The 18,908-nt window shown below is 36.0% G+C and carries 18 protein-coding genes; 10 read left to right on the top strand and 8 right to left on the bottom strand.

Going from position 1 to position 18,908, the window contains the following annotated elements:
- Positions 1-11: 11 nt before the first annotated feature.
- From V7P73_RS13370 to V7P73_RS13340, 7 genes are all read right to left on the bottom strand, one after another.
- Complete coding sequence (locus tag V7P73_RS13370) at positions 12-374, bottom strand: response regulator transcription factor (protein ID WP_333854445.1); 363 nt, start codon at positions 372-374, stop codon at positions 12-14.
- Positions 371-3,052, bottom strand: coding sequence for an ATP-binding protein (locus V7P73_RS13365; RefSeq protein WP_333854443.1), 2,682 nt, complete (start codon positions 3,050-3,052; stop codon positions 371-373). The genes V7P73_RS13370 and V7P73_RS13365 overlap by 4 nt, the downstream gene beginning before the upstream one ends.
- Positions 3,045-3,239, bottom strand: a complete 195-nt coding sequence (locus V7P73_RS13360) for a hypothetical protein (protein WP_333854442.1) — start codon at positions 3,237-3,239, stop codon at positions 3,045-3,047. Before V7P73_RS13360 ends, V7P73_RS13365 begins: the two co-directional genes overlap by 8 nt.
- A 72-nt stretch (positions 3,240-3,311) precedes the next feature.
- Positions 3,312-3,539 carry a DUF6814 family protein gene (locus tag V7P73_RS13355; protein WP_333854440.1) on the bottom strand — a complete coding sequence of 76 codons (228 nt, stop codon included), beginning with the start codon at positions 3,537-3,539 and terminating at the stop codon, positions 3,312-3,314.
- A gap of 37 nt (positions 3,540-3,576) precedes the next feature.
- Entirely contained in the window at positions 3,577-5,157 is a 1,581-nt protein-coding gene (locus V7P73_RS13350) for an MFS transporter (RefSeq protein WP_333854438.1), read from the bottom strand.
- Positions 5,158-5,186: 29 nt separating this feature from the next.
- A complete protein-coding gene (locus V7P73_RS13345; protein WP_333854437.1) occupies positions 5,187-6,566 on the bottom strand; it encodes a porin in 1,380 nt (459 codons plus the stop codon).
- A gap of 116 nt (positions 6,567-6,682) precedes the next feature.
- Positions 6,683-7,108 (bottom strand): IS1/IS1595 family N-terminal zinc-binding domain-containing protein, encoded by a 426-nt coding sequence (locus tag V7P73_RS13340; protein ID WP_333854435.1) that lies wholly within the window; start codon positions 7,106-7,108, stop codon positions 6,683-6,685.
- Positions 7,109-7,269: 161 nt separating this feature from the next.
- Here V7P73_RS13340 and V7P73_RS13335 point away from each other — a divergent pair, with 161 nt between their 5' ends.
- The 8 genes from V7P73_RS13335 (at position 7,270) to argH (ending at position 16,020) form a co-directional block, all read left to right on the top strand.
- Positions 7,270-7,845, top strand: coding sequence for a GNAT family N-acetyltransferase (locus tag V7P73_RS13335; RefSeq protein ID WP_333854433.1), 576 nt, complete (start codon positions 7,270-7,272; stop codon positions 7,843-7,845).
- On the top strand, positions 7,838-9,031 hold the full coding sequence (locus tag V7P73_RS13330; RefSeq protein ID WP_333854431.1) for an argininosuccinate synthase: 1,194 nt from the start codon (positions 7,838-7,840) through the stop codon (positions 9,029-9,031). Before V7P73_RS13335 ends, V7P73_RS13330 begins: the two co-directional genes overlap by 8 nt.
- A gap of 257 nt (positions 9,032-9,288) precedes the next feature.
- The gene (gene argC / locus V7P73_RS13325) at positions 9,289-10,254 is read left to right on the top strand and encodes an N-acetyl-gamma-glutamyl-phosphate reductase (protein ID WP_333854429.1); all 966 of its coding nucleotides are present in this window, start codon (positions 9,289-9,291) and stop codon (positions 10,252-10,254) included.
- Positions 10,255-10,329: 75 nt separating this feature from the next.
- Entirely contained in the window at positions 10,330-11,499 is a 1,170-nt protein-coding gene (locus tag V7P73_RS13320; protein ID WP_333854427.1) for an aspartate aminotransferase family protein, read from the top strand.
- A 170-nt stretch (positions 11,500-11,669) separates the two neighbouring features.
- Entirely contained in the window at positions 11,670-12,629 is a 960-nt protein-coding gene (locus V7P73_RS13315; protein WP_333854426.1) for an acetylornithine carbamoyltransferase, read from the top strand.
- Between the two features lie 147 nt (positions 12,630-12,776).
- Positions 12,777-13,568, top strand: a complete 792-nt coding sequence (gene argB / locus V7P73_RS13310; RefSeq protein ID WP_333854424.1) for an acetylglutamate kinase — start codon at positions 12,777-12,779, stop codon at positions 13,566-13,568.
- Positions 13,543-14,625, top strand: a complete 1,083-nt coding sequence (locus V7P73_RS13305) for a M20 family metallo-hydrolase (RefSeq protein WP_333854422.1) — start codon at positions 13,543-13,545, stop codon at positions 14,623-14,625. Before argB ends, V7P73_RS13305 begins: the two co-directional genes overlap by 26 nt.
- Positions 14,626-14,715: 90 nt before the next feature.
- Complete coding sequence (argH, locus tag V7P73_RS13300) at positions 14,716-16,020, top strand: argininosuccinate lyase (protein WP_333854420.1); 1,305 nt, start codon at positions 14,716-14,718, stop codon at positions 16,018-16,020.
- 63 nt (positions 16,021-16,083) lie between these two features.
- Here argH and V7P73_RS13295 read toward each other — a convergent pair whose 3' ends face one another.
- Complete coding sequence (locus V7P73_RS13295; RefSeq protein ID WP_076781744.1) at positions 16,084-16,545, bottom strand: Lrp/AsnC family transcriptional regulator; 462 nt, start codon at positions 16,543-16,545, stop codon at positions 16,084-16,086.
- Between the two features lie 255 nt (positions 16,546-16,800).
- Here V7P73_RS13295 and V7P73_RS13290 point away from each other — a divergent pair, with 255 nt between their 5' ends.
- A complete protein-coding gene (locus tag V7P73_RS13290; protein ID WP_333854418.1) occupies positions 16,801-17,703 on the top strand; it encodes an aspartate carbamoyltransferase catalytic subunit in 903 nt (300 codons plus the stop codon).
- Positions 17,704-17,833: 130 nt separating this feature from the next.
- Positions 17,834-18,907 carry a carbamoyl phosphate synthase small subunit gene (locus tag V7P73_RS13285; RefSeq protein ID WP_333854417.1) on the top strand — a complete coding sequence of 358 codons (1,074 nt, stop codon included), beginning with the start codon at positions 17,834-17,836 and terminating at the stop codon, positions 18,905-18,907.
- Position 18,908: the final 1 nt, after the last annotated feature.

The following is an 18,908-nucleotide window of genomic DNA, read 5'->3' as shown; positions in this document are numbered from 1 at the left end:
TTCTCTTTGTTCTACTCAAGCATTTCATCAATCTGCTGGATCAGCTTCTTGATAGAATAAGGCTTGGTTACATAAGCATCTGCTCCTAATTCCAATCCTTTCTCGATATCTTTCGGGTTAGTTTTCGCACTCAGGAAAATCACTTTGGTATGATTGAGGTTTTCCATTGTTTTGATTTCGTTTAGTGTGCTGTATCCATCCAGATTTGGCATCATAATATCCAATAGAATGACATCTGGCGTGATTGTTTTCAGTAAGTCTAAAACTTCGGTTCCGTCTCTCGCAATGAAGACTTCGTAACCCTGCTTCCTGAAACTATATTCCAAGGACATCAGGATTTTGTGTTCATCGTCTGCTATTAATATTTTTTTCATTGTTGTTTTTGTCTATTTAAAGGGAGTTTCAATACAAAACTCACTCCTAATCCATTATTTTCTGCAGAAATATTACCTTGATGAGCCTGCATTATCTTTCTACAAATCGCCAATCCCAAACCGCTTCCTAAAGGTTTTCTGATGTTCTGATTTCTCGATTGATAAAACTTATCAAAAATCAAATTCAAATCATCTTCCGGAATTTGTTTTCCAGTATTGAAGATTCTTATAATCAATTGATTATCTTTTTCTTGAAACTTAGCCTGAATTGTTCCTTGTTCATCTGTAAATTTCAAAGCATTTCCTAAAATATTCTGAAAAACCTGAATCAACCTTGCTTCATCATATTCGAATTGAGTTTTCGTTAAAAGATTAACTTCACTCAGATGAATGTTCTTTTGGTGTAAAAGATGACTAATTGGGTTCAGGGCTTTCTGATAGGTTTCAATGATGTCGTTTTTGCTGATATTCAAAGCGATTTCTCCGTGTTCCAGTTTGTCGAGATAAAGAATATCATTGATGATTTCATTCAAACGGTCAGATTCTGTGATGATATTATTGAGAAATTCTCTTTTGATATCCAACGGAATATCCTCGTCATCAGCCAAAATTTCGCCAGCAGAACGAATCGCGGTAAGTGGCGTTCTCAATTCGTGTGCGACAGTATCCAGGAAATCGTCTTTCTGCTTGTCTTTGAAGATGAGGTTTTCGTTGGCAGAACTTAATTCATCCGAAAGTTGTCTCAGTTCTCGGCTTTGCTCCGTCAGTTTTTTATTGAGGCTGATATTTTCTTTCGATTCTTCGAGGATTTCTAAAACTTCTTTGAGGGAGATTTTATCTTCGTAAGTCACACCTTCAATCAGGATTTTCGCTGATGCAGTGCCGATTCTCCCAGACAAAAGATTCTCGGAAAACTTAATGAATCTCGCATCGGCAGTTTCTGTTCTTGTGTCGATGTTATATTTTATGTTGAAGATTCTCAGTGCTTGTTCGGTTTTCTTTTCTCCAAGGAATTTGACCAAGATATTTCGGATGTCAGAAACATAAGCTTTTCCTCGCCAGATAAATGCATTCTCGTGATTCTGGATGTATTTGTCAATATCAATATAAATTTCAGCAAAATTCCGTTCGCGATAATCACCTTTTTGACTGACAGAGATGATGGTAAACAGAATCGTATTAACCAAAATCGACCAAAAGAAAATCTGAGAAATACTACCTAAATACGGAATATTGAAAAAGCTGAACCAATTGTACATTTCAATCAAAAATCCTTTGAATTCCTGATTGAAAGAAAAGTAATACTGCGGAATAATCAAACCGAAATAGCAGATAATCAAACCTCCAATCAATCCGATAACTGCGCCTTTGTAACTCCCTCTTCTCCAAAAAATCGCTCCGAAAAAAGATGGCCCAAGTTGAGAAATTACAACAAAAGAAATCAACCCAACGGAATATAAACTGTTCCTTAAAATGAAATATTTGTAGAAAGCAAAAGAAGTCACAATCAAAATGAAAATACTGATTTTTCTAATATTAGTAATGTTTCTGGTATTTTTCACATCGTTATCAGACTTGAGTTTATCCAGCCAGCCATAAGGAATGATGAGATTATTTGATAACATAATTGACAATGTAATGCTCGAAATAATCACCATCGAAATTGATGAACTTAATCCACCAAGAAAAACCAAAACTGTGATGATTTGATTACCGAAATGTTGAGGAATTAAAATCGAATAAAACTCAGGATTAACTGATTGTCCTTCGAAAATAATCCGTCCGCCCCAAGCGATCGGAAATATGAAAATATTGAAAATCAAGAGATAAAGAGGGAAAAACCAAATGGCAGTTTTCAAATGCTTCTCTTGTCTATTCTCAACAATCGTTGTATGAAATTGTCTCGGCAAAAGGAAAATCGCTGAAGCCGAAATCAAGCAAAGTATCATCCAATTGAAGCTTCCTTCCAATCCTGAAAATGTGTTTTTGGCTTTAAAATCTGAAAATTGACTTGCTTTTTGATAGATTTCAGAAAATCCGTCAAAAACGAAAAATGTTACGAAAACACCTAGAACAATAAGGAAAATTAATTTAAAAAAACTTTCCAACGCAACGGCAGAAATGATTCCTAATCTTTTCTCAGAAGCATCTACATAACGAGTTCCATAATAAGATGAAAATAAGGCTAATAGTACGACAACGTAAGTTGCATTATCTGTAAAAATATTCTTAGAAATTGGCGTGTTGGTCACCAGATGGAACGTCTCAGAAATTGCTTTAATCTGAAGCCCGATGTAGGGAATAATCCCAAAAATACAGACCAAAGTGATAATCGCTCCAAACGAACGACTGTTCCCGTAACGCAAAGAAATAAAATCCGCAATACTGCTGACTTTGTTGATTCTGGCGATTCGTATAATTTTTCGGTTGATGTAAATCCAAGCCGGAATAATGATAATTGGACCAACGTAAATCGGAAGGTAATCCAGTCCGTCATTCACCGCAACGCCGATACTTCCATAATATGTCCACGCTGTACAATAAACCGCCAGCGACAATGCATAGATGTAAGGATTGTTTACCCAAATCTTGCTCTTCTTTTTTTCTGCGCGATGAGCCACGAGGAAAAGAAGGGCGAGATAGAGAATCACAACAGCAAATAAGGCGTAGCTATTCATCGTATTTTTTGAAAATGACAAACGAAATGATAATCGAGAAAATCCACACTCCGAAGATGTAAATGTAAATCATCGGAAATCCGAACAATTCTTTCTCGCTGTTGAACAAAAGAATCAACGGAGCGCTGAAAAGAATTATCAATCCAAAGCTCAGAATAATCAGTTTTTGTTCGTGACGTTTTTTCATTGTTAATTTTAAAACCACACAAAACAAAATTGAAATTGTGTGGTTTTTGTAATTATAATTTAGTGATTTGTTTTACAACTTTTCTTCGGAATAATCGCCACTTAAAGCATAATATCCGAATACACCCAATCCTCCGGAAACAATTGGTAATAAGATAAATACAATGATAATCCCGAATACCAAATCTTCCTGTTTTCCTGACGTTAGTTTAGGAATTCCCATTATTGTCAGTCCGAAGTAAAGAACTACCAATGCCAGTAATATCCAAACTACACCTAATATTTTTTTTAGTCCGTCCATTTTTTGTTTGATTTAAAGTTAATTAATAATTCTTGATTTAATCGTGAATATTATTGTTTTTACGTTTTAGATATATCATCCCGATGATGAGACATACTGCGGCAACACCAATCGGGTACCAAAGTCCTTGCAGATACCAGCTTGCGTGTCCAGCATCTTTTGCGGTGGTTACGAGATAAGTTGCAACTGCAGGCAACAATCCTCCGAAAACGCCATTTCCAATGTGATAAGGCAGTGACATAGATGTATAACGGATTCTGACAGGAAACATTTCTACCAAAAATGCTGCAATCGGACCATAAACCATTGTCACAAAAATCACCTGAATGAATACCAGAAATACTAAATACCATTTGGTGTCATCGTTGATTTTGACTGATTTTGTAACTTTAGGTTCCTCAATTTTTCCATCTTTCATCACAGGTCCGGCTGCTGACCAATGGATGATGCTGTCTTTTTTCATCAGCGTTCCATCTGTGTAAGCAATTTCTTTATGGAAAGTGATCAGGCTGTCTGTAGCAATTTTGTCGTGAACTTTCACGGTTCTTTTTTCTGTAATTCCATCAGCAGAAACTTCTTTTTTAGCCACATCTACAGAATTGAACATCGCACTGTAGATAGGTCTGTAAGCTAAAATGGCGATGAGCATTCCCGTCATCATCACGGCTTTTCTTCCGACTTTATCAGACAGCCAGCCGAAGAACACGAAAAATGGTGTTCCAAGGAATAAACCGATAGCCATCAGAGAATCTACTTGGGTGGTGTCTATGTTCATTACTTTTTGCATAAAACTCATGGCGTAGAACTGTCCTGTGTACCAGATGACACCTTGTCCCATTGCAGCTCCAAAAAGGGCAAGCAGTACAAATTTGAAATTGAATCTGTTCCCGAAGCTTTCTTTCAATGGATTGGTTGATGTTTTTCCTTCGCTTTTCGCTTTTGCAAAAAGTGGCGATTCCTTCATATTTTTTCTGATGAAATAGGAAACGATGACCATTAGAATTGAAATCCAGAACGGAACTCTCCATCCCCAGTTATCAAACTCCTCTGTAGAAAGTGATGTTTTTGTAATTAGGATGACGATTAGTGAGATGAACAGACCAGCTGTTGCTGTCGTTTGGATCCAAGAAGTCCAATATCCACGTCTGCCAGGCTGTGCATATTCTGCCACATAAGTTGCCGCACCGCCATATTCGCCACCGAGAGCAAGACCTTGTAAAAGTCTCAGGATTAAAACTAATACCGGCGCCATAAAACCTATCGTCTCATAGCTTGGGATACATCCAATAAGGAATGTGGAAAATCCCATAATCAGAAGTGTGACCAGAAATGTGTATTTTCTGCCGATTAAATCTCCCAATCTTCCAAAGAATAATGCGCCGAAAGGTCTTACTACAAAGCCTGCCGCAAATGTTGCTAAAGTTGATAGGAAAGCTGCTGTTGGATTATCTGCCGGAAAAAATTTTGTGGCTAGGACAATTGCCAGACTTCCGAAAATATAGAAGTCATACCATTCGATAAGGGTGCCCAGAGATGAAGCCATAATCACGCTCCAAATGGTGCGGTTTTTTTGCTTGTCGCTCAGGTTCTCGTACTGTACGTGATGTGAATCGCTCATTGTATATTAAGATTTTGTGTTAATAATTTTTATAGATAAATCTGGAACTGAAGGATGAATTCTCCCTTAGATTTTGGTTCAGCAGATGCGCTCGTATAAGTTGGTCTTGTTGAATATTGAGTGGTTAATTTGGCGTGATGACCGTCAATAAACCAATTGGCTCCAATATCAAATTGCGAAGATGAATTTTCCAAAGCTTTAAAATTCTTATTCGTGTAAGCTGCAAAGGGCTGAATTCTGATTTTCGGTTTATCGGCATTGCTTGGCAAGAGTAATCCGGCCTGCAGATAATAGATGTTTCCTGTTCCAATCATTGGTTGAAGGTTTCCGGCGCCGGCAATCGCTTTGTCTCCGATGAAATTTGGGTCATTGGAGCCAACGTTCATTATTCCTAGATTTCTCAGATAATTCGGTCCGAAATTGTAATTGTAAAATCCTGCATACGCGGAAAGCGCCATTTTGTTTTTGGCGTTTCCTAAAGGTAAATCTGCAAAGGCATCAATCGCATAAAGAGCAATGTCGTGTTTCTCGATTTGTGAATTAACAGAAGTTCTCGTTCCGTCTTTTTGATGATAAAAACCAGCTCCCAAATTGAAAACCTTTTTAGTTCCTAGATAAGAACCAACTTTGAAAGGTAAAAGATTGGATTCAGAATCAAGGAATTGATATTCTACATAACCGGCTTTTGAAAATTCCGGATTTCCATTGTTGTCAACTGTAACTCTCGCTGCTGGATTTGTAACGTCAAAAGGCGCAAGATTGGTTGCGAATGGTTTGTTTAAACTGAATCGATATTCGAATTTGCCATATTTTCCCTTGGCAAATAGTCCCATTTGTCTGGCGAATTGGTCAGAATTGTCAATCAAAGGCCAAGTGAAAATCGGCGAATCAACAGTCAGGAAATTAAGCGTCGAAGCCATCGTCATTCTGGAAAGTCCCATATAGTAATGAAGTCCAGCTCCCAGACTCAAACTGAATTTTCCTGCTTCTCCAGGTAAAACCACGGCATATTCGTTCCAGGCATCGTGAAAAAACATTTGTGGCTTTTTACCATTTCCATAACCTCCAGTTCCTGTTGTCCCGGAGCCTCCGCCATTGATAAAAGTCTGATTATTAATTCCGAAATGCAGCAAAACCATATATCTTTTGGTAATTTGTGCATAAGCAAGTGCTCTCAATCGTCGGTTTCCGATGTTCCAGGTATTTTTGGTAGCTTCGTCAGAAACCATCGTTCCGGGATTCATTTCTGTATTTCTTAACCAGATTTGGTTCCAAAGAATAAATCTAACATACTTGTCGCCTTCCGGATTTAGGTTTAATTTCAAACCATTCCCGTAATCAGGCGAACCTTGTGAATATAGAGAAGAGCTGATTAAAGCTAATCCTATAAAAGTGAGAATTTTCTTCATATATTAATAAAAATTTGGTGTTTATTTTGTGATTGCCAAATTGTTATTAATATTTTGTTTACAAAAATTTAATATATATTAATGCTAATAGTATAGTTAATTGTTTCTTTTTACTTTTATCTTGAGTCTTTCTTAAATCTTTCCCATTTAATCAACATATATTTATCAGCAAATTGAGTGATGATTAATCCTGAATTTTCAAGATTATTCTCTTGTGAGATATAGTCTATCAATTCACTTTGTTTCAGCACTTTATAAACAGGGTGGAATTCTGAATGTGGTGGTCTTGTGATATTGTATTTCTTAATCCAAGAACTGATACTTACGTGAGAAACGCCAATAATTCTTTCTATTTCTCGGAAGCTTAATCCTTCCAGATAGAGTTGTAAAGCTTTGGTAACATAATAGTCATCAATTTGTTTTCCTAATTTCTTAACCGTAAAGTAATAGTTGCAGTTCTTGCAGTAAAATCTTTGTTTTCCTTTGATAATTCCGCTTTTTGAGACATTTTGATTATTGCATTTAGGGCATTGATTTTCCATAACTATACCTTTTTAGCAAATATATAATAAATTAGCAATATTTGAATTTAATCTAAAGATAATATTATTGTTAAAATAAATTTAACAGATAAAATTATCTGAAATATTTGTTTTGTAAAGTAAAATAATTTTATTTTTGCACCTTAATTTAGATAATATCAATGAAATTAGAAGTTTCTTCAGAGAAACATTTGGTTTATGTAGAAGAAATCAGAAACGAAATGGAGGATTCCGCAAAAAAACGCGGAACTGGTATTGCAAAACGTTCTTCAGAATATCTGAGCAAAAAAATCTCGGAAGGGAATTCCATTATAGCAATTGACGAAAATGGAACCTGGGCGGGCTTCTGTTATATAGAAACCTGGACAAACGGAGAATATGTCGCCAATTCTGGATTGATAGTTTCACCTGAATTCAGGAATGCTGGATTGGCAACTCAGATTAAAGAAAGAATTTTCCAATTATCACGTGAGAAATATCCAAATGCTAAAATTTTTGGATTGACTACCGGCTTGGCTGTAATGAAAATCAACAGTAGTTTAGGTTACAAACCAGTTATTTATTCTGAACTGACTCAGGACGAGCAATTCTGGAACGGTTGCAAAAACTGTGTGAATTACGAAATTCTGATGATGAAAGAACGTAAAAACTGTCTTTGTACAGCGATGCTGTATGTTCCGGAAAATCTGAATCAAGAGAAAAAAAAATTTGAATCTATAAATAACAACAATGAGTAAGAAAGTAGTTTTGGCATTCAGTGGCGGTTTAGATACGTCTTATTGCGCAAAATATCTGAGTGAAACTTTGGGATACGAAGTTCACGCAGTCACGATTAATACAGGAGGTTTTGATAAGGAAGATGAGGTTTCGCTTAAAGAAAAAGCGGAAAAATTAGGCGTGGCTTCTTACAGGTTTGTTGATGCTTCGGAGAAATATTATAATGATTGTGTTAAGTTTTTAATTTTTGGTAACGTTCTGAAAAACAATACTTATCCCTTGTCTGTAAGTGCAGAAAGAACCATTCAGGCGCAGACGATTGCTGAAGTTGCTTTGGAAATCGGAGCGGATGCAATTGCACACGGAAGTACGGGTGCAGGAAATGACCAAGTTCGTTTCGATTTGATTTTCCAAGTGATGTGTCCGAAAATCGAAATCATCACACCGATTCGTGATTTGAGTTTGTCTCGTGAAGATGAGATTCAATTCCTGAAAAATCACAATTACGAAATGGATTTTGATAAAGCCAAATATTCTATTAACAAAGGACTTTGGGGAACTTCCGTTGGTGGAAAAGAAACTTTGACTTCGCAAAATTATCTTCCAGAAGAAGCTTTTCCTTCACAAATCGAAAAAACAGAACCTACAAATCTGGAAATCGAATTCAAAAACGGAGAATTGTTTTCTGTGAATGGGGAAGCGTTTTCACATCCGGTTTTAGCGATTCAGAAGATTGAGGAACTGGCTTCACCTTACGGAATCGGTCGTGATATCCACGTAGGAGACACAATTGTTGGCATAAAAGGTCGAGTAGGTTTCGAGGCTGCGGCGGCGTCAATCATCATCAAAGCGCATCATTTGCTGGAGAAACATACATTGTCAAAATACCAGCAGACGATAAAATCACAATTGTCAGATTGGTATGGAAACTGGCTTCACGAAGCGCTTTTTCTTGACCCAGTGATGAGAAATATCGAGTTGTTTTTACAAGATTCTCAAAAAACTGTGAACGGAAAAGTTTTCATCACGCTTCATCCGTATCGTTTCATTTTGAATGGAATCGAGTCTGATAATGACTTGATGTCTTCAAAATTTGGAAGTTACGGCGAAGAAAATCTCGCTTGGAGTGGACAAGATGTGAAAGGTTTTACAAAAATCCTCAGCAACTCGCTCAATATCTATCATCAGGTCAATAAATTAAATTAGAATAATTGGGGCAGCTTAATCCGTCTTCCGCTCCCAATCTTTTTTGCAGACGATTTCAATTTAGATAGAACTTAAGTAAAAGCAAAAAAGGATTTCCGCTCAAGCCGGGCTGCGAGCAATTCAATGATTGAAATCTGTTAAATCAGAAAAATCTGCTAGAAAAAAATAAAAGATTTAAAAAAATTGTGACTTAAAAGCAGTTTGAAAATAAAAAAAAATCTTTGCGCTCTTTGCGTTAAAAATATTAAAAAGTAAAAATGAAAAAATCAGTCGGAATCATCGGAGCCAACGGTTATACAGGAAGCGAACTTGTTCGATTGCTGGCTTTTCATCCGAATATAGAATTAAAGTTTTTGTTTAGCCGTTCCAATTCCGGTGTTAAAATTTCGGATTTGTATCCGGATTTGGAATCGGTTTGTGATTTGGTTTTGACGAATGAAATTTCACAAGTTGATATTCTTTTCCTCTGCCTTCCACATAAAGAAAGTCAGAATTGGTTGAATGAAAATCCAATTTCCGACGAAACTTTGATTATCGATTTAGGAAATGATTTTCGATTGAAAGGAGAATTCAAAAACAGAAATTTTATCTATGGTTTGCCGGAGGTTGATTTTAATGAAATTCAGAATTCAAAAAGTATTGCCAATCCTGGATGTTTTGCAACTGCGATTCAGTTGGCGTTATTGCCTTTAGCAAAAGAAAATCTGTTGAAAGATGTTTACACGACAGGAATTACGGGTTCAACTGGCGCAGGGCAATCTTTACAGCCGACAACGCATTTCACTTGGAGAAATGACAATATTTCAGCTTACAAAACTTTGAATCACCAGCACGTTGATGAGATTTTAAAGCAAGTCAATTCGCTGAATAATCAAGAAGTAGAACTTAATTTTGTTCCGTGGCGAGGCGATTTTGCGAGAGGAATTTTCACAAGTTCTATTATTAGTTGTGATTTGGAATTAAAACAGATTTATACATTATATAAAGACTTTTATAAAGATTCGCCTTTTGTGAAAGTTTCAGAAAAACCGATTGATATGAAACAGGTTGTTAATACCAATTTCTGTGTCATCCAAATCGAAAAGCAAGGGAACAAAATAGCAATCCATTCTACAATTGACAACCTTTTGAAAGGCGCATCCGGACAAGCTGTTCAAAATATGAATATAGCCAACGGTTGGGAACAAAATTTAGGATTAAATCTAAAACCTTTAGCGTTCTAAATTTTGCGACTTAAAAGCAGTTTGAAATTTTAAAAAAAAAACTTTGCGCTCTTTGCGTTAAAATAAAAATGTAAAATGAATTTATTCAACGTATATCCACTCTTCAATATCAATCCGGTAAAAGCTCAAGGTTCTTTTCTTTGGGACGAAAACGGACAGCAATACCTCGATTTTTATGGCGGTCACGCTGTGATTTCTATTGGTCATAATCATCCAAATTATGTTCGGAAATTGAAAAATCAATTGGAGAAAATCAGTTTTTATTCCAATTCTGTGGAAAACAAAATTCAGGAAAAATTAGCTGAGAAATTAGGGAAATTGTCAGGCTACGAAGATTATTCTTTGTTCTTATGCAATTCCGGAGCGGAAGCGAATGAAAATGCTTTGAAGCTGGCTTCATTTCATAATAATAAAAAGAAAGTCATTTATTTTTCCGAATCTTTTCACGGAAGAACTTCGGCTGCAGTTGCGGTTACAGACAATCCGAAAATTGTAGCACCAGTCAACGAATCTGAAAATTTTATGAAGTGTGAATTCAATAATTCAGAAGAACTGAAAAAGATTTTCGCTGAAAATCAGAACGAAATTTCTGCAGTTATTGTGGAAGGAATTCAAGGTGTTGGCGGAATCAATTTGTTGACAGAAGATTTCATTTTAACAATTGAAACTTTGTGCAAAGAAAACGATGCAGTTTTGATTTTGGACGAAGTTCAGTCAGGTTACGGACGTTCAGGAAAATTCTTTGCTCATCAGGAATTCGATATCAAACCGGATTTGATTACAGTTGCAAAAGGAATGGGAAATGGCTTTCCAATTGGAGGTGTTTTGATTAGTCCAAAATTCCAAGCGAGTTACGGATTGTTGGGAACAACATTTGGCGGAAATCATTTGGCTTGTATAGCCGGATTAGCTGTTTTAGAAGTCATCGAAAATGAAAATTTAATTGAAAATTCTGAAAAAATCGGAGTTTATATCGAAGAAAAAATTAAAAATTTTCCTCACATCAAAAATATTAAAAGGCGCGGTCTGATGATTGGGATTGAGCTCGACCAAGCTTGCGCAGATGTCAGGAAAGAATTGCTGTTTGAGCATTTTATTTTCACCGGAAATGCCAATGACAAAAATGTTCTGCGGATTTTGCCGGCGCTCAATATTTCGGAAAAAGAATCCGATTTATTCATCAATGCTTTAGAAAAAACTTTGAAAGCAATTGACTTAAAAAAGGAAGCTTTGATAAAAAATTAAAACCACAACATTTGTCATTCCGTAGGAATCTCAATGTTTAGATTCTGACGTAATGATAAAGTGAATATTTTAAAATTGCTTAGCTGAGCGTAAGCGTCTTTGCGAACCTTAAAATATTTTCAATAATTAGTAAAAATCTTTGCGCGCTTTGTGTTCAAAAAATCTTCAAAATGAAAAATTTCACTTCAGTTTACGATATAGATAATTTGCAGGAAACCATTGCAAAAGCTTTAAAAATAAAAGAAAATCCATTAGAAAATCCAACCAAAGGCAAAGGAAAAACAATTGGTTTAGTTTTCCTTAATTCAAGTCTCAGAACAAGATTAAGTTCACAAATCGCGGCTCAGAATTTAGGATTGAATGTCTTAGTTCTCAACGCCGCACAAGAAGCTTGGAACCTCGAATTTGCTGACGGAACTGTAATGAACGGCGATACAGTCGAACACATCAAAGATGCCATTGAAGTTCTAAATCAATATTGCGATATCATTGCTGTGAGATGTTTTGCAGGAATGAAAAACAAGGAAGATGATGTGAACGAAAGTATTCTAAGCCAATTCCTAAAACACGCCAAGGTTCCTGTTGTTTCTCTGGAATCTTCGACGCGACATCCGTTGCAAAGTTTGGCGGATTGTATTACGATTAAAGAAAATTGGACAGAAACTCGAAAGCCAAAAGTCGTTTTGACTTGGGCGCCTCACATCAAACCGATTGCGCAGGCTGTCGGAAACTCGTTCACAGAATGGATGCAACAAATGGATGTTGATTTTGTAATCACAAATCCTGAAGGTTATGATTTGGATAAAAATTTCACAAAAGAAACACCTGTGATTCACAATCAGGATGAAGCTTTGAAAGATGCGGATTTTGTTTATGTAAAAAACTGGTCGTCATTTGATGATTATGCAACAATGCCAAAAGTAGATGGAGACTGGATGTTGACAAATGAAAAATTAGAATTGACAAATCAAGCGAAAGTAATGCATTGTTTGCCAGTTCGTAGAAATCTGGAATTGAGTGATGAAGTAATGGACGGAGAAAACTCAATCATCTATCAGCAGGCAAAAAACAGAATTTTTTCTGCGCAAGTTGTGTTTTCTGAAATTTTGGATGAATTAGATAAATGTTAAACACAAAGGCACAAAAGATTTTTTTTGAAAAGAATTTTAAGGCACAAAAAAATCAAAGATTTTAAAACTTTGTGCCTTAAAATACAATATTGCATAATTAGTAATCCTTGTGCCTTTGTGTAAATTATGTAAGAATTGAAAACAAAAATGCAAAAATTACATATCATAAAAATCGGAGGAAATTTAATCGATGACAAAAAATCATTGAAGGCTTTTCTTGAACAATTTTCCGAAATCGAAGGAGCAAAAATCCTGATTCACGGCGGTGGGAAATTAGCAGAGACTCTTGCTGAAAAGTTGAAAATCACACAAACGATGATTGACGGCCGAAGAATCACAAATAAAAAAACTTTGAAAGTTGTAACGATGGTTTATGCGGGAAGAATCAATAAAAATTTGGTGGCAAAACTTCAAAGTTTCGATTGCAATGCGATTGGATTCTCGGGAGCAGATGGCAACGTCATCAAAGCTGAAAAAAGACAACATCCTGAAATTGATTTCGGATTTGTTGGCGACATAGACGAAAAAAGTATCAATCAAGAATTGATTATAAATATGATAAATCTGGGTTTGGTTCCGGTGTTTTCTGCAATCACTCATGATAAAAAAGGAAATCTGTTCAACACCAACGCAGACACGATTGCCGGAACTATCGCTCAGGCTTTATCAAAACATTTCGATACAGAATTATTGTTCTGCTTCGATAAAAACGGGGTTTTGGAAAATGTAGAAGATGAAAATTCAAGCTTGAAAACAATTCATAAAGACGAATTTTTCGAATTAAAATCTAATGGAAAACTTCACAAAGGTATTTTACCGAAACTCGAAAATGCTTTCCGAGCCAAAGAAAATGGCGTTCAGAAAGTGGCTTTAATCAAAGAAGAAAAATTATCAGACCAAATAAAACTAGGAAATGAAGGAACTGAAATCTGTCTTTAGCAGAGAAGAATTAACGGAAAATGCAGTCAAATTACTGAAAAAACTCATTGCCACACCGTCTATGAGCCGAGACGAATATAATGTTTCGCTCATCATAGAAGGTTTTTTCAATGAACATCAATTGACTGTGAACCGCTTCAAAAATAACATTTGGGCAACCAACAAATATTTTGATGCAGGCAAACCTTCAATTCTTCTCAATACCCATCACGACACAGTAAAACCGAACAAAGCTTATACTTTGGATCCGTTTATTCCTGTGGAAAAAGAGGGGAAATTATTTGGTTTGGGAAGCAACGATGCAGGCGCATCTTTAGTGGCAATGGCGCAGACGTTTCTTTATTTTTATGAAGCCGAAGATTTGACTCATAATTTAGTAATTGCTTTAACGGCTGAAGAAGAAATCTCTGGTTTATATGGGATTGAAGCCTTATTTCCTCAACTTCCGAATGTAGAATTAGCAATCGTAGGCGAACCAACCAAAATGAATCTCGCCATTGCAGAAAAAGGTCTGTTGGTGATTGACGGTGAAATGACGGGAATGCCTTCTCACGCCGCGCATCCGAACAATGACAATGCGATAGTGAAATGTATGAAGGATTTGCAGAATATTTTGGATTTCAAATTTCCGAAAGTTTCAGAGTATCTGGGCGAAGTGAAAGTGACTTTGTCGGTTATCAATGCGGGAACTCAGCATAATGTGGTTCCAGAAAAATGCAATTTCACTTTGGACGTACGTGTGACAGACGAATACTCGAATCGGGAAGTTTTCGAAATCATCCAATCTCAGATGGAATCGAAATTGACGCCGAGGTCATTCCGTCTCAATTCCTCAAAAATCGATGTCAATCATCTGTTTGTTCAATCGGGATTGGCTTTGGGAAGGACAACTTACGGTTCGCCGACATCTTCCGACCAGGCGATTATTCCGTGTACATCGGTCAAGTTAGGCGTTGGAGACAGCTTGCGTTCCCACACGGCGGACGAGTTTGTTTACATCGACGAAATCCGCGAAGGCATCGATATTTACATCAAAATATTAGAAAAAGTTCTTTAACAGAAGTTAGAATTGAGATTTTAGAAACTAGAAAACCATTTGGAATCTAACTTCTAATATCTAAAATCTAATTTCTAAAAAATTATTAAAATGAAAAAAATTTGGCAAAAAGATAATATAAAAACCAATGATTTGGTTAACCAGTTTACGGTTGGTAAAGACTTGGATTTTGACGATAGATTAGCAAAATACGATGTATTAGGTTCTGTTGCCCACGCCAAAATGCTGGCGGAAGTTGGTTTGATTCGTTTGGATGAAGAGCAGGATATTGTTGCGGTTTTAGACGAAGTTCTTATAGACATCGAAAAAGGAAGTTTCGAAATCGATAAAACAGCAGAAGACATCCATTCTCAAATCGAAACGATTCTCATCGAGGAACTCGGAGAAACAGGAAAAAAAATCCACACTGCAAGGTCAAGAAACGACCAGGTTTTGACGGATATCAAACTTTATCTGTTAGATGAAATCAGAGAAGTTACAGAATTGACAGATTCATTTTTCCAAATTCTAAAAGACAAAGCGAATCAGCATAAAAATGTTTTGTTACCAGGTTACACGCATTTGCAGGTTGCGATGCCTTCGTCTTTTGGTTTGTGGTTTGGCGCTTATGCAGAATCTTTGGTTGACGATTTAGAATTATTATTTGCAACGAAAAATATCATCAACAAAAATCCTTTAGGTTCGGCTGCGGGTTACGGTTCGTCTTTCCCGATTGACAGAGAAAGTACAACCTATAAATTAGATTTCAGAACACTTAATTATAATGTAGTTTACGCTCAAATGACACGTGGGAAGTCTGAAAAGTTATTGGCTAATTCTTTGTCGGTTTTAGCTGGAACTTTGAGCAAGTTTTCTTATGATGTTTGTCTTTATTTAAGTCAAAATTTTGACTTTATCAGTTTTCCGAAAGAATTTACAACAGGAAGTAGCATTATGCCTCACAAGAAAAATCCAGATATTTTCGAATTGGTAAGAGCGAGATGCAACAGAATTCAGGCATTGCCAAATGAGTTGATTCTGTTGACTAATAATTTGCCATCGGGTTATCACAGAGATTTGCAATTGACAAAAGAAATCCTTTTTCCTGCCATCGATTCTTTAAAAGAATGTCTCGAAATTTTGATTTACACGCTTCCGAACATCGAAGTGAAAGATAATATTTTGGATGATGAAAAATACAAATACATCTTCAGTGTAGAAAAAATCAACGAAGAAGTTAAGAATGGAAAATCATTCCGTGATGCTTATATTCAAATCGGTCAGGAAATTGAAAATAATTTTTTTGAATACGATTATAAAGAATTGAATCATTCTCATCAGGGAAGTTTAGGAAACCTTTGCCTTGATGAAATCGAATATCAATTCAATAAAGTGAGAGATAAACTGTTGGGATAATTGTTAATTATGAAAATTAATCATTAACAATTAACCATTGACAATTAACCATTAACCAGTAAATCAGTCTAGCTTAAACTTAGTCGTCTTTTTAACTTCGGCTAAAACAATAGAACTGTGATATTGACCGATGTTAGGACCGTTGGAGATTATATTGACCGTAAAATTATTATAAGAATTGATATCACTCGCAAGAATCTTCAACATATAATCATATTCGCCGGAAAGACTGATGATTTCCTGTACTTCATCGTATTTGGAAATATAATCTTCGAATTCTTTAAGTGTTTTTTGAGATTGTTCTTTCAGACGAATATTACAATAAACCACGATGTTGATGCCAAGTTTTTCTCGGTTCAAAATCGCAACATATTTTTCTACAACACCTTGTTTTTCAAGGTTTTTGATGCGTTCGTAAGTTGGCGTAAAAGTGAGTCCGATTTTTTCGGAAATTTCTTTTACAGATAATGTAGAATCCTCTTGTAGAAGCGAAAGTATTAATTTGTCTTTTTTATCCAATCCCATAATGGCAAATCATTCTTTCAAATGTAAAGAAAATTTTTGATTGTAAAAATTTTAGAGCAGAAGTTCATTCATTTAACATAAAAAAATTATGAATAAGATTTCATAATATAGAAAATATTGGTATCTTTGCACCCAATGAATCTGGTACAGAATTTAGCGACAAAAACAATTGGCAAGTTTGCCGACAACAACAATATTTTTTATATTTAACGAAGTCTTTTTAGGCTTCGTTTTTTTTATTTAAAAATTTGAGATATGATTAAGCTTTCCCGCACATCTACAGAAAGTATAGAGAAAATTTTGCAAGAAGCGCAGCAATTTGCAGATGGAAAAATCAGCAAAATTGATGGCGATGTTTTCGCCGCAAACCTCTTTTTTGAGAATAGCACAAGAACCAAAACAAGTTTTGAGGTCGCTCAGAAAAAACTGGGACTTCAGGTTATCGATTTTGAAGTGGATAAAAGCTCGATTGCTAAAGGCGAAACAATGTTGGATACGATAAAAACTCTGGAAGCCATTGGTGTAGATGTCGCAGTTATAAGACATTCGGAAAAACGTTATTATGATGCGTTGCAGGATGCAAAATTGAGTATCGTGAATGCAGGCGATGGCGTAGGAAGTCATCCTTCACAAGCTATTTTGGATGCGTTGACAATTATTCAGGAATTTGGGAAAATTGAAGGTCTTAAAATCGGAATCGTTGGCGATGTGAAACACAGCCGTGTTGCGAATTCTGATGCAGGATTATTCAGAAGATTAGGAGCGAAAGTTTATTTCTCAGGACCAGAATTCTGGTTTGATGAAGGAATGCTGGTTAACGGAACTTATTTGCAGTTTGATGATCTTGTGAAAGAAGTGGACGTTTTGATTTTGTTGAGAATCCAGCACGAACGTCACGAGAGAAACTTCAATTTCAAATCTGAAGATTATTTGAAGAAATTCGGTTTGACAAAGGAAAGAGAAGCGAAGATGAAACCGACTTCAATCATTATGCATCCAGCGCCAATCAACAGAGGCGTGGAAATTGATTCGGAATTGGTTGAATGCGAAAGGTCGAGAATTTTCAAACAAATGCAAAACGGCGTTTTTGCCAGAATGGCAATCCTTAAATATGATTTAGAAAACAGAGGATTCCGATTCATCGACTCCAAAAATTAAAATATTTATTCACGCTTTCGGGCGTGTTTTTTTTGAGTAAAAATCGAAATAAAGAGACAAGATAAAAGAAAAAAGAGCCAAGAGAAGTCTAAAATCTGGAATCTTGATTCTTGAATCTAAAAAAGTAAAAATGAAAAAGAAATTAATATTAGAATCCGGCGAAGTTTTTCACGGAACGGGATTCGGAGCAGAGCAGGAAACTGCTGGAGAAGTGGTTTTCAACACAGGAATGACGGGTTATCAGGAACTGATTTCTGACCCGAGTTATTGCGGACAAATCGTTTGTATGACTTATCCTTTGATTGGAAATTACGGAATTAATCGTGATGATTACGAAAGCATCGAACCTGCAATCAAAGGTTTGATTGTGAAAGAATTGTGCGACTTGCCTTCCAATTTCAGAACTCAAATCACATTGGATGAGCTGTTCAAAAAGAAAAATTTATCAGGAATTTCTGGAATCGATACTAGAAGATTGACTAGAATCCTTAGAAATAAAGGCGTTGAGAAAGGAAAAATCGTAAATGCTGATGCTGATGAAAATGTAGTTATTGCAGAACTGAAGTCAAGAACTTTTCCTACAAATCAAGTAGAACAGGTTTCCACAAAGACTTCTTATGCAAGCCCGGGTAGAGGTTTTAAAGTAGTTTTGGTAGATTTCGGTTCCAAATTGGGAATTATCCGCGAATTGTCTCAAAGAAACTGTGACATCATCGTGGTTTCTCACGATACAACAGCAGAAGAAATTCTATTAATGGATCCAGACGGAATTATGCTTTCCAACGGTCCCGGCGACCCAGAAGATAATGCGGAAGCTTTGGTAATGATTCAGAAATTACTGGGAAAAGTTCCAATTTTTGGGATTTGTTTAGGTCATCAGTTGATTGGTTTGGCTTGTGGTGCAAAAACTTACAAACTGAAATTCGGGCACAGAGGTGGAAATCATCCTGTTTTGGATTTAGAAAAAAATAAAGTAGCGATTACTTCTCAAAATCACGGTTATGCGATTGATCAGGAATCTTTGAAGAATACAGATTTAGTAGAAACGCATATCGCTTTGAACGACAGAACGAATGAAGGAGTAAAGCACAAAATTCATCCTTGTTTCTCAGTTCAATACCATCCAGAAGCAAGTCCAGGACCGGAAGATGCCAATTATCTTTTTGATGAGTTTGTTGAATTGATGGAAAATTTTAAAAAGTAAA

It is taken from the genome of Epilithonimonas sp. (assembly GCF_036780765.1).
GTDB lineage: Bacteria > Bacteroidota > Bacteroidia > Flavobacteriales > Weeksellaceae > Epilithonimonas.
This window is presented reverse-complemented; position numbering and strand designations above follow the sequence as displayed.

What these genes read in the sequence shown, in the direction of transcription:
- V7P73_RS13335 (WP_333854433.1), top strand. Translation starts at nt 7,270, where the DNA reads ATGAAATTAGAAGTTTCTTCAGAGAAACATTTGGTTTATGTAGAAGAA.
- V7P73_RS13365 (WP_333854443.1), bottom strand. Translation starts at nt 3,052, where the DNA reads ATGAATAGCTACGCCTTATTTGCTGTTGTGATTCTCTATCTCGCCCTT.
- V7P73_RS13290 (WP_333854418.1), top strand. Translation starts at nt 16,801, where the DNA reads ATGATTAAGCTTTCCCGCACATCTACAGAAAGTATAGAGAAAATTTTG.
- argC (WP_333854429.1), top strand. Translation starts at nt 9,289, where the DNA reads ATGAAAAAATCAGTCGGAATCATCGGAGCCAACGGTTATACAGGAAGC.
- V7P73_RS13340 (WP_333854435.1), bottom strand. Translation starts at nt 7,108, where the DNA reads ATGGAAAATCAATGCCCTAAATGCAATAATCAAAATGTCTCAAAAAGC.
- V7P73_RS13315 (WP_333854426.1), top strand. Translation starts at nt 11,670, where the DNA reads ATGAAAAATTTCACTTCAGTTTACGATATAGATAATTTGCAGGAAACC.
- V7P73_RS13295 (WP_076781744.1), bottom strand. Translation starts at nt 16,545, where the DNA reads ATGGGATTGGATAAAAAAGACAAATTAATACTTTCGCTTCTACAAGAG.
- V7P73_RS13320 (WP_333854427.1), top strand. Translation starts at nt 10,330, where the DNA reads ATGAATTTATTCAACGTATATCCACTCTTCAATATCAATCCGGTAAAA.
- V7P73_RS13355 (WP_333854440.1), bottom strand. Translation starts at nt 3,539, where the DNA reads ATGGACGGACTAAAAAAAATATTAGGTGTAGTTTGGATATTACTGGCA.
- argH (WP_333854420.1), top strand. Translation starts at nt 14,716, where the DNA reads ATGAAAAAAATTTGGCAAAAAGATAATATAAAAACCAATGATTTGGTT.
- V7P73_RS13330 (WP_333854431.1), top strand. Translation starts at nt 7,838, where the DNA reads ATGAGTAAGAAAGTAGTTTTGGCATTCAGTGGCGGTTTAGATACGTCT.
- V7P73_RS13345 (WP_333854437.1), bottom strand. Translation starts at nt 6,566, where the DNA reads ATGAAGAAAATTCTCACTTTTATAGGATTAGCTTTAATCAGCTCTTCT.
- V7P73_RS13305 (WP_333854422.1), top strand. Translation starts at nt 13,543, where the DNA reads ATGAAGGAACTGAAATCTGTCTTTAGCAGAGAAGAATTAACGGAAAAT.
- V7P73_RS13350 (WP_333854438.1), bottom strand. Translation starts at nt 5,157, where the DNA reads ATGAGCGATTCACATCACGTACAGTACGAGAACCTGAGCGACAAGCAA.
- V7P73_RS13285 (WP_333854417.1), top strand. Translation starts at nt 17,834, where the DNA reads ATGAAAAAGAAATTAATATTAGAATCCGGCGAAGTTTTTCACGGAACG.
- V7P73_RS13360 (WP_333854442.1), bottom strand. Translation starts at nt 3,239, where the DNA reads ATGAAAAAACGTCACGAACAAAAACTGATTATTCTGAGCTTTGGATTG.
- argB (WP_333854424.1), top strand. Translation starts at nt 12,777, where the DNA reads ATGCAAAAATTACATATCATAAAAATCGGAGGAAATTTAATCGATGAC.
- V7P73_RS13370 (WP_333854445.1), bottom strand. Translation starts at nt 374, where the DNA reads ATGAAAAAAATATTAATAGCAGACGATGAACACAAAATCCTGATGTCC.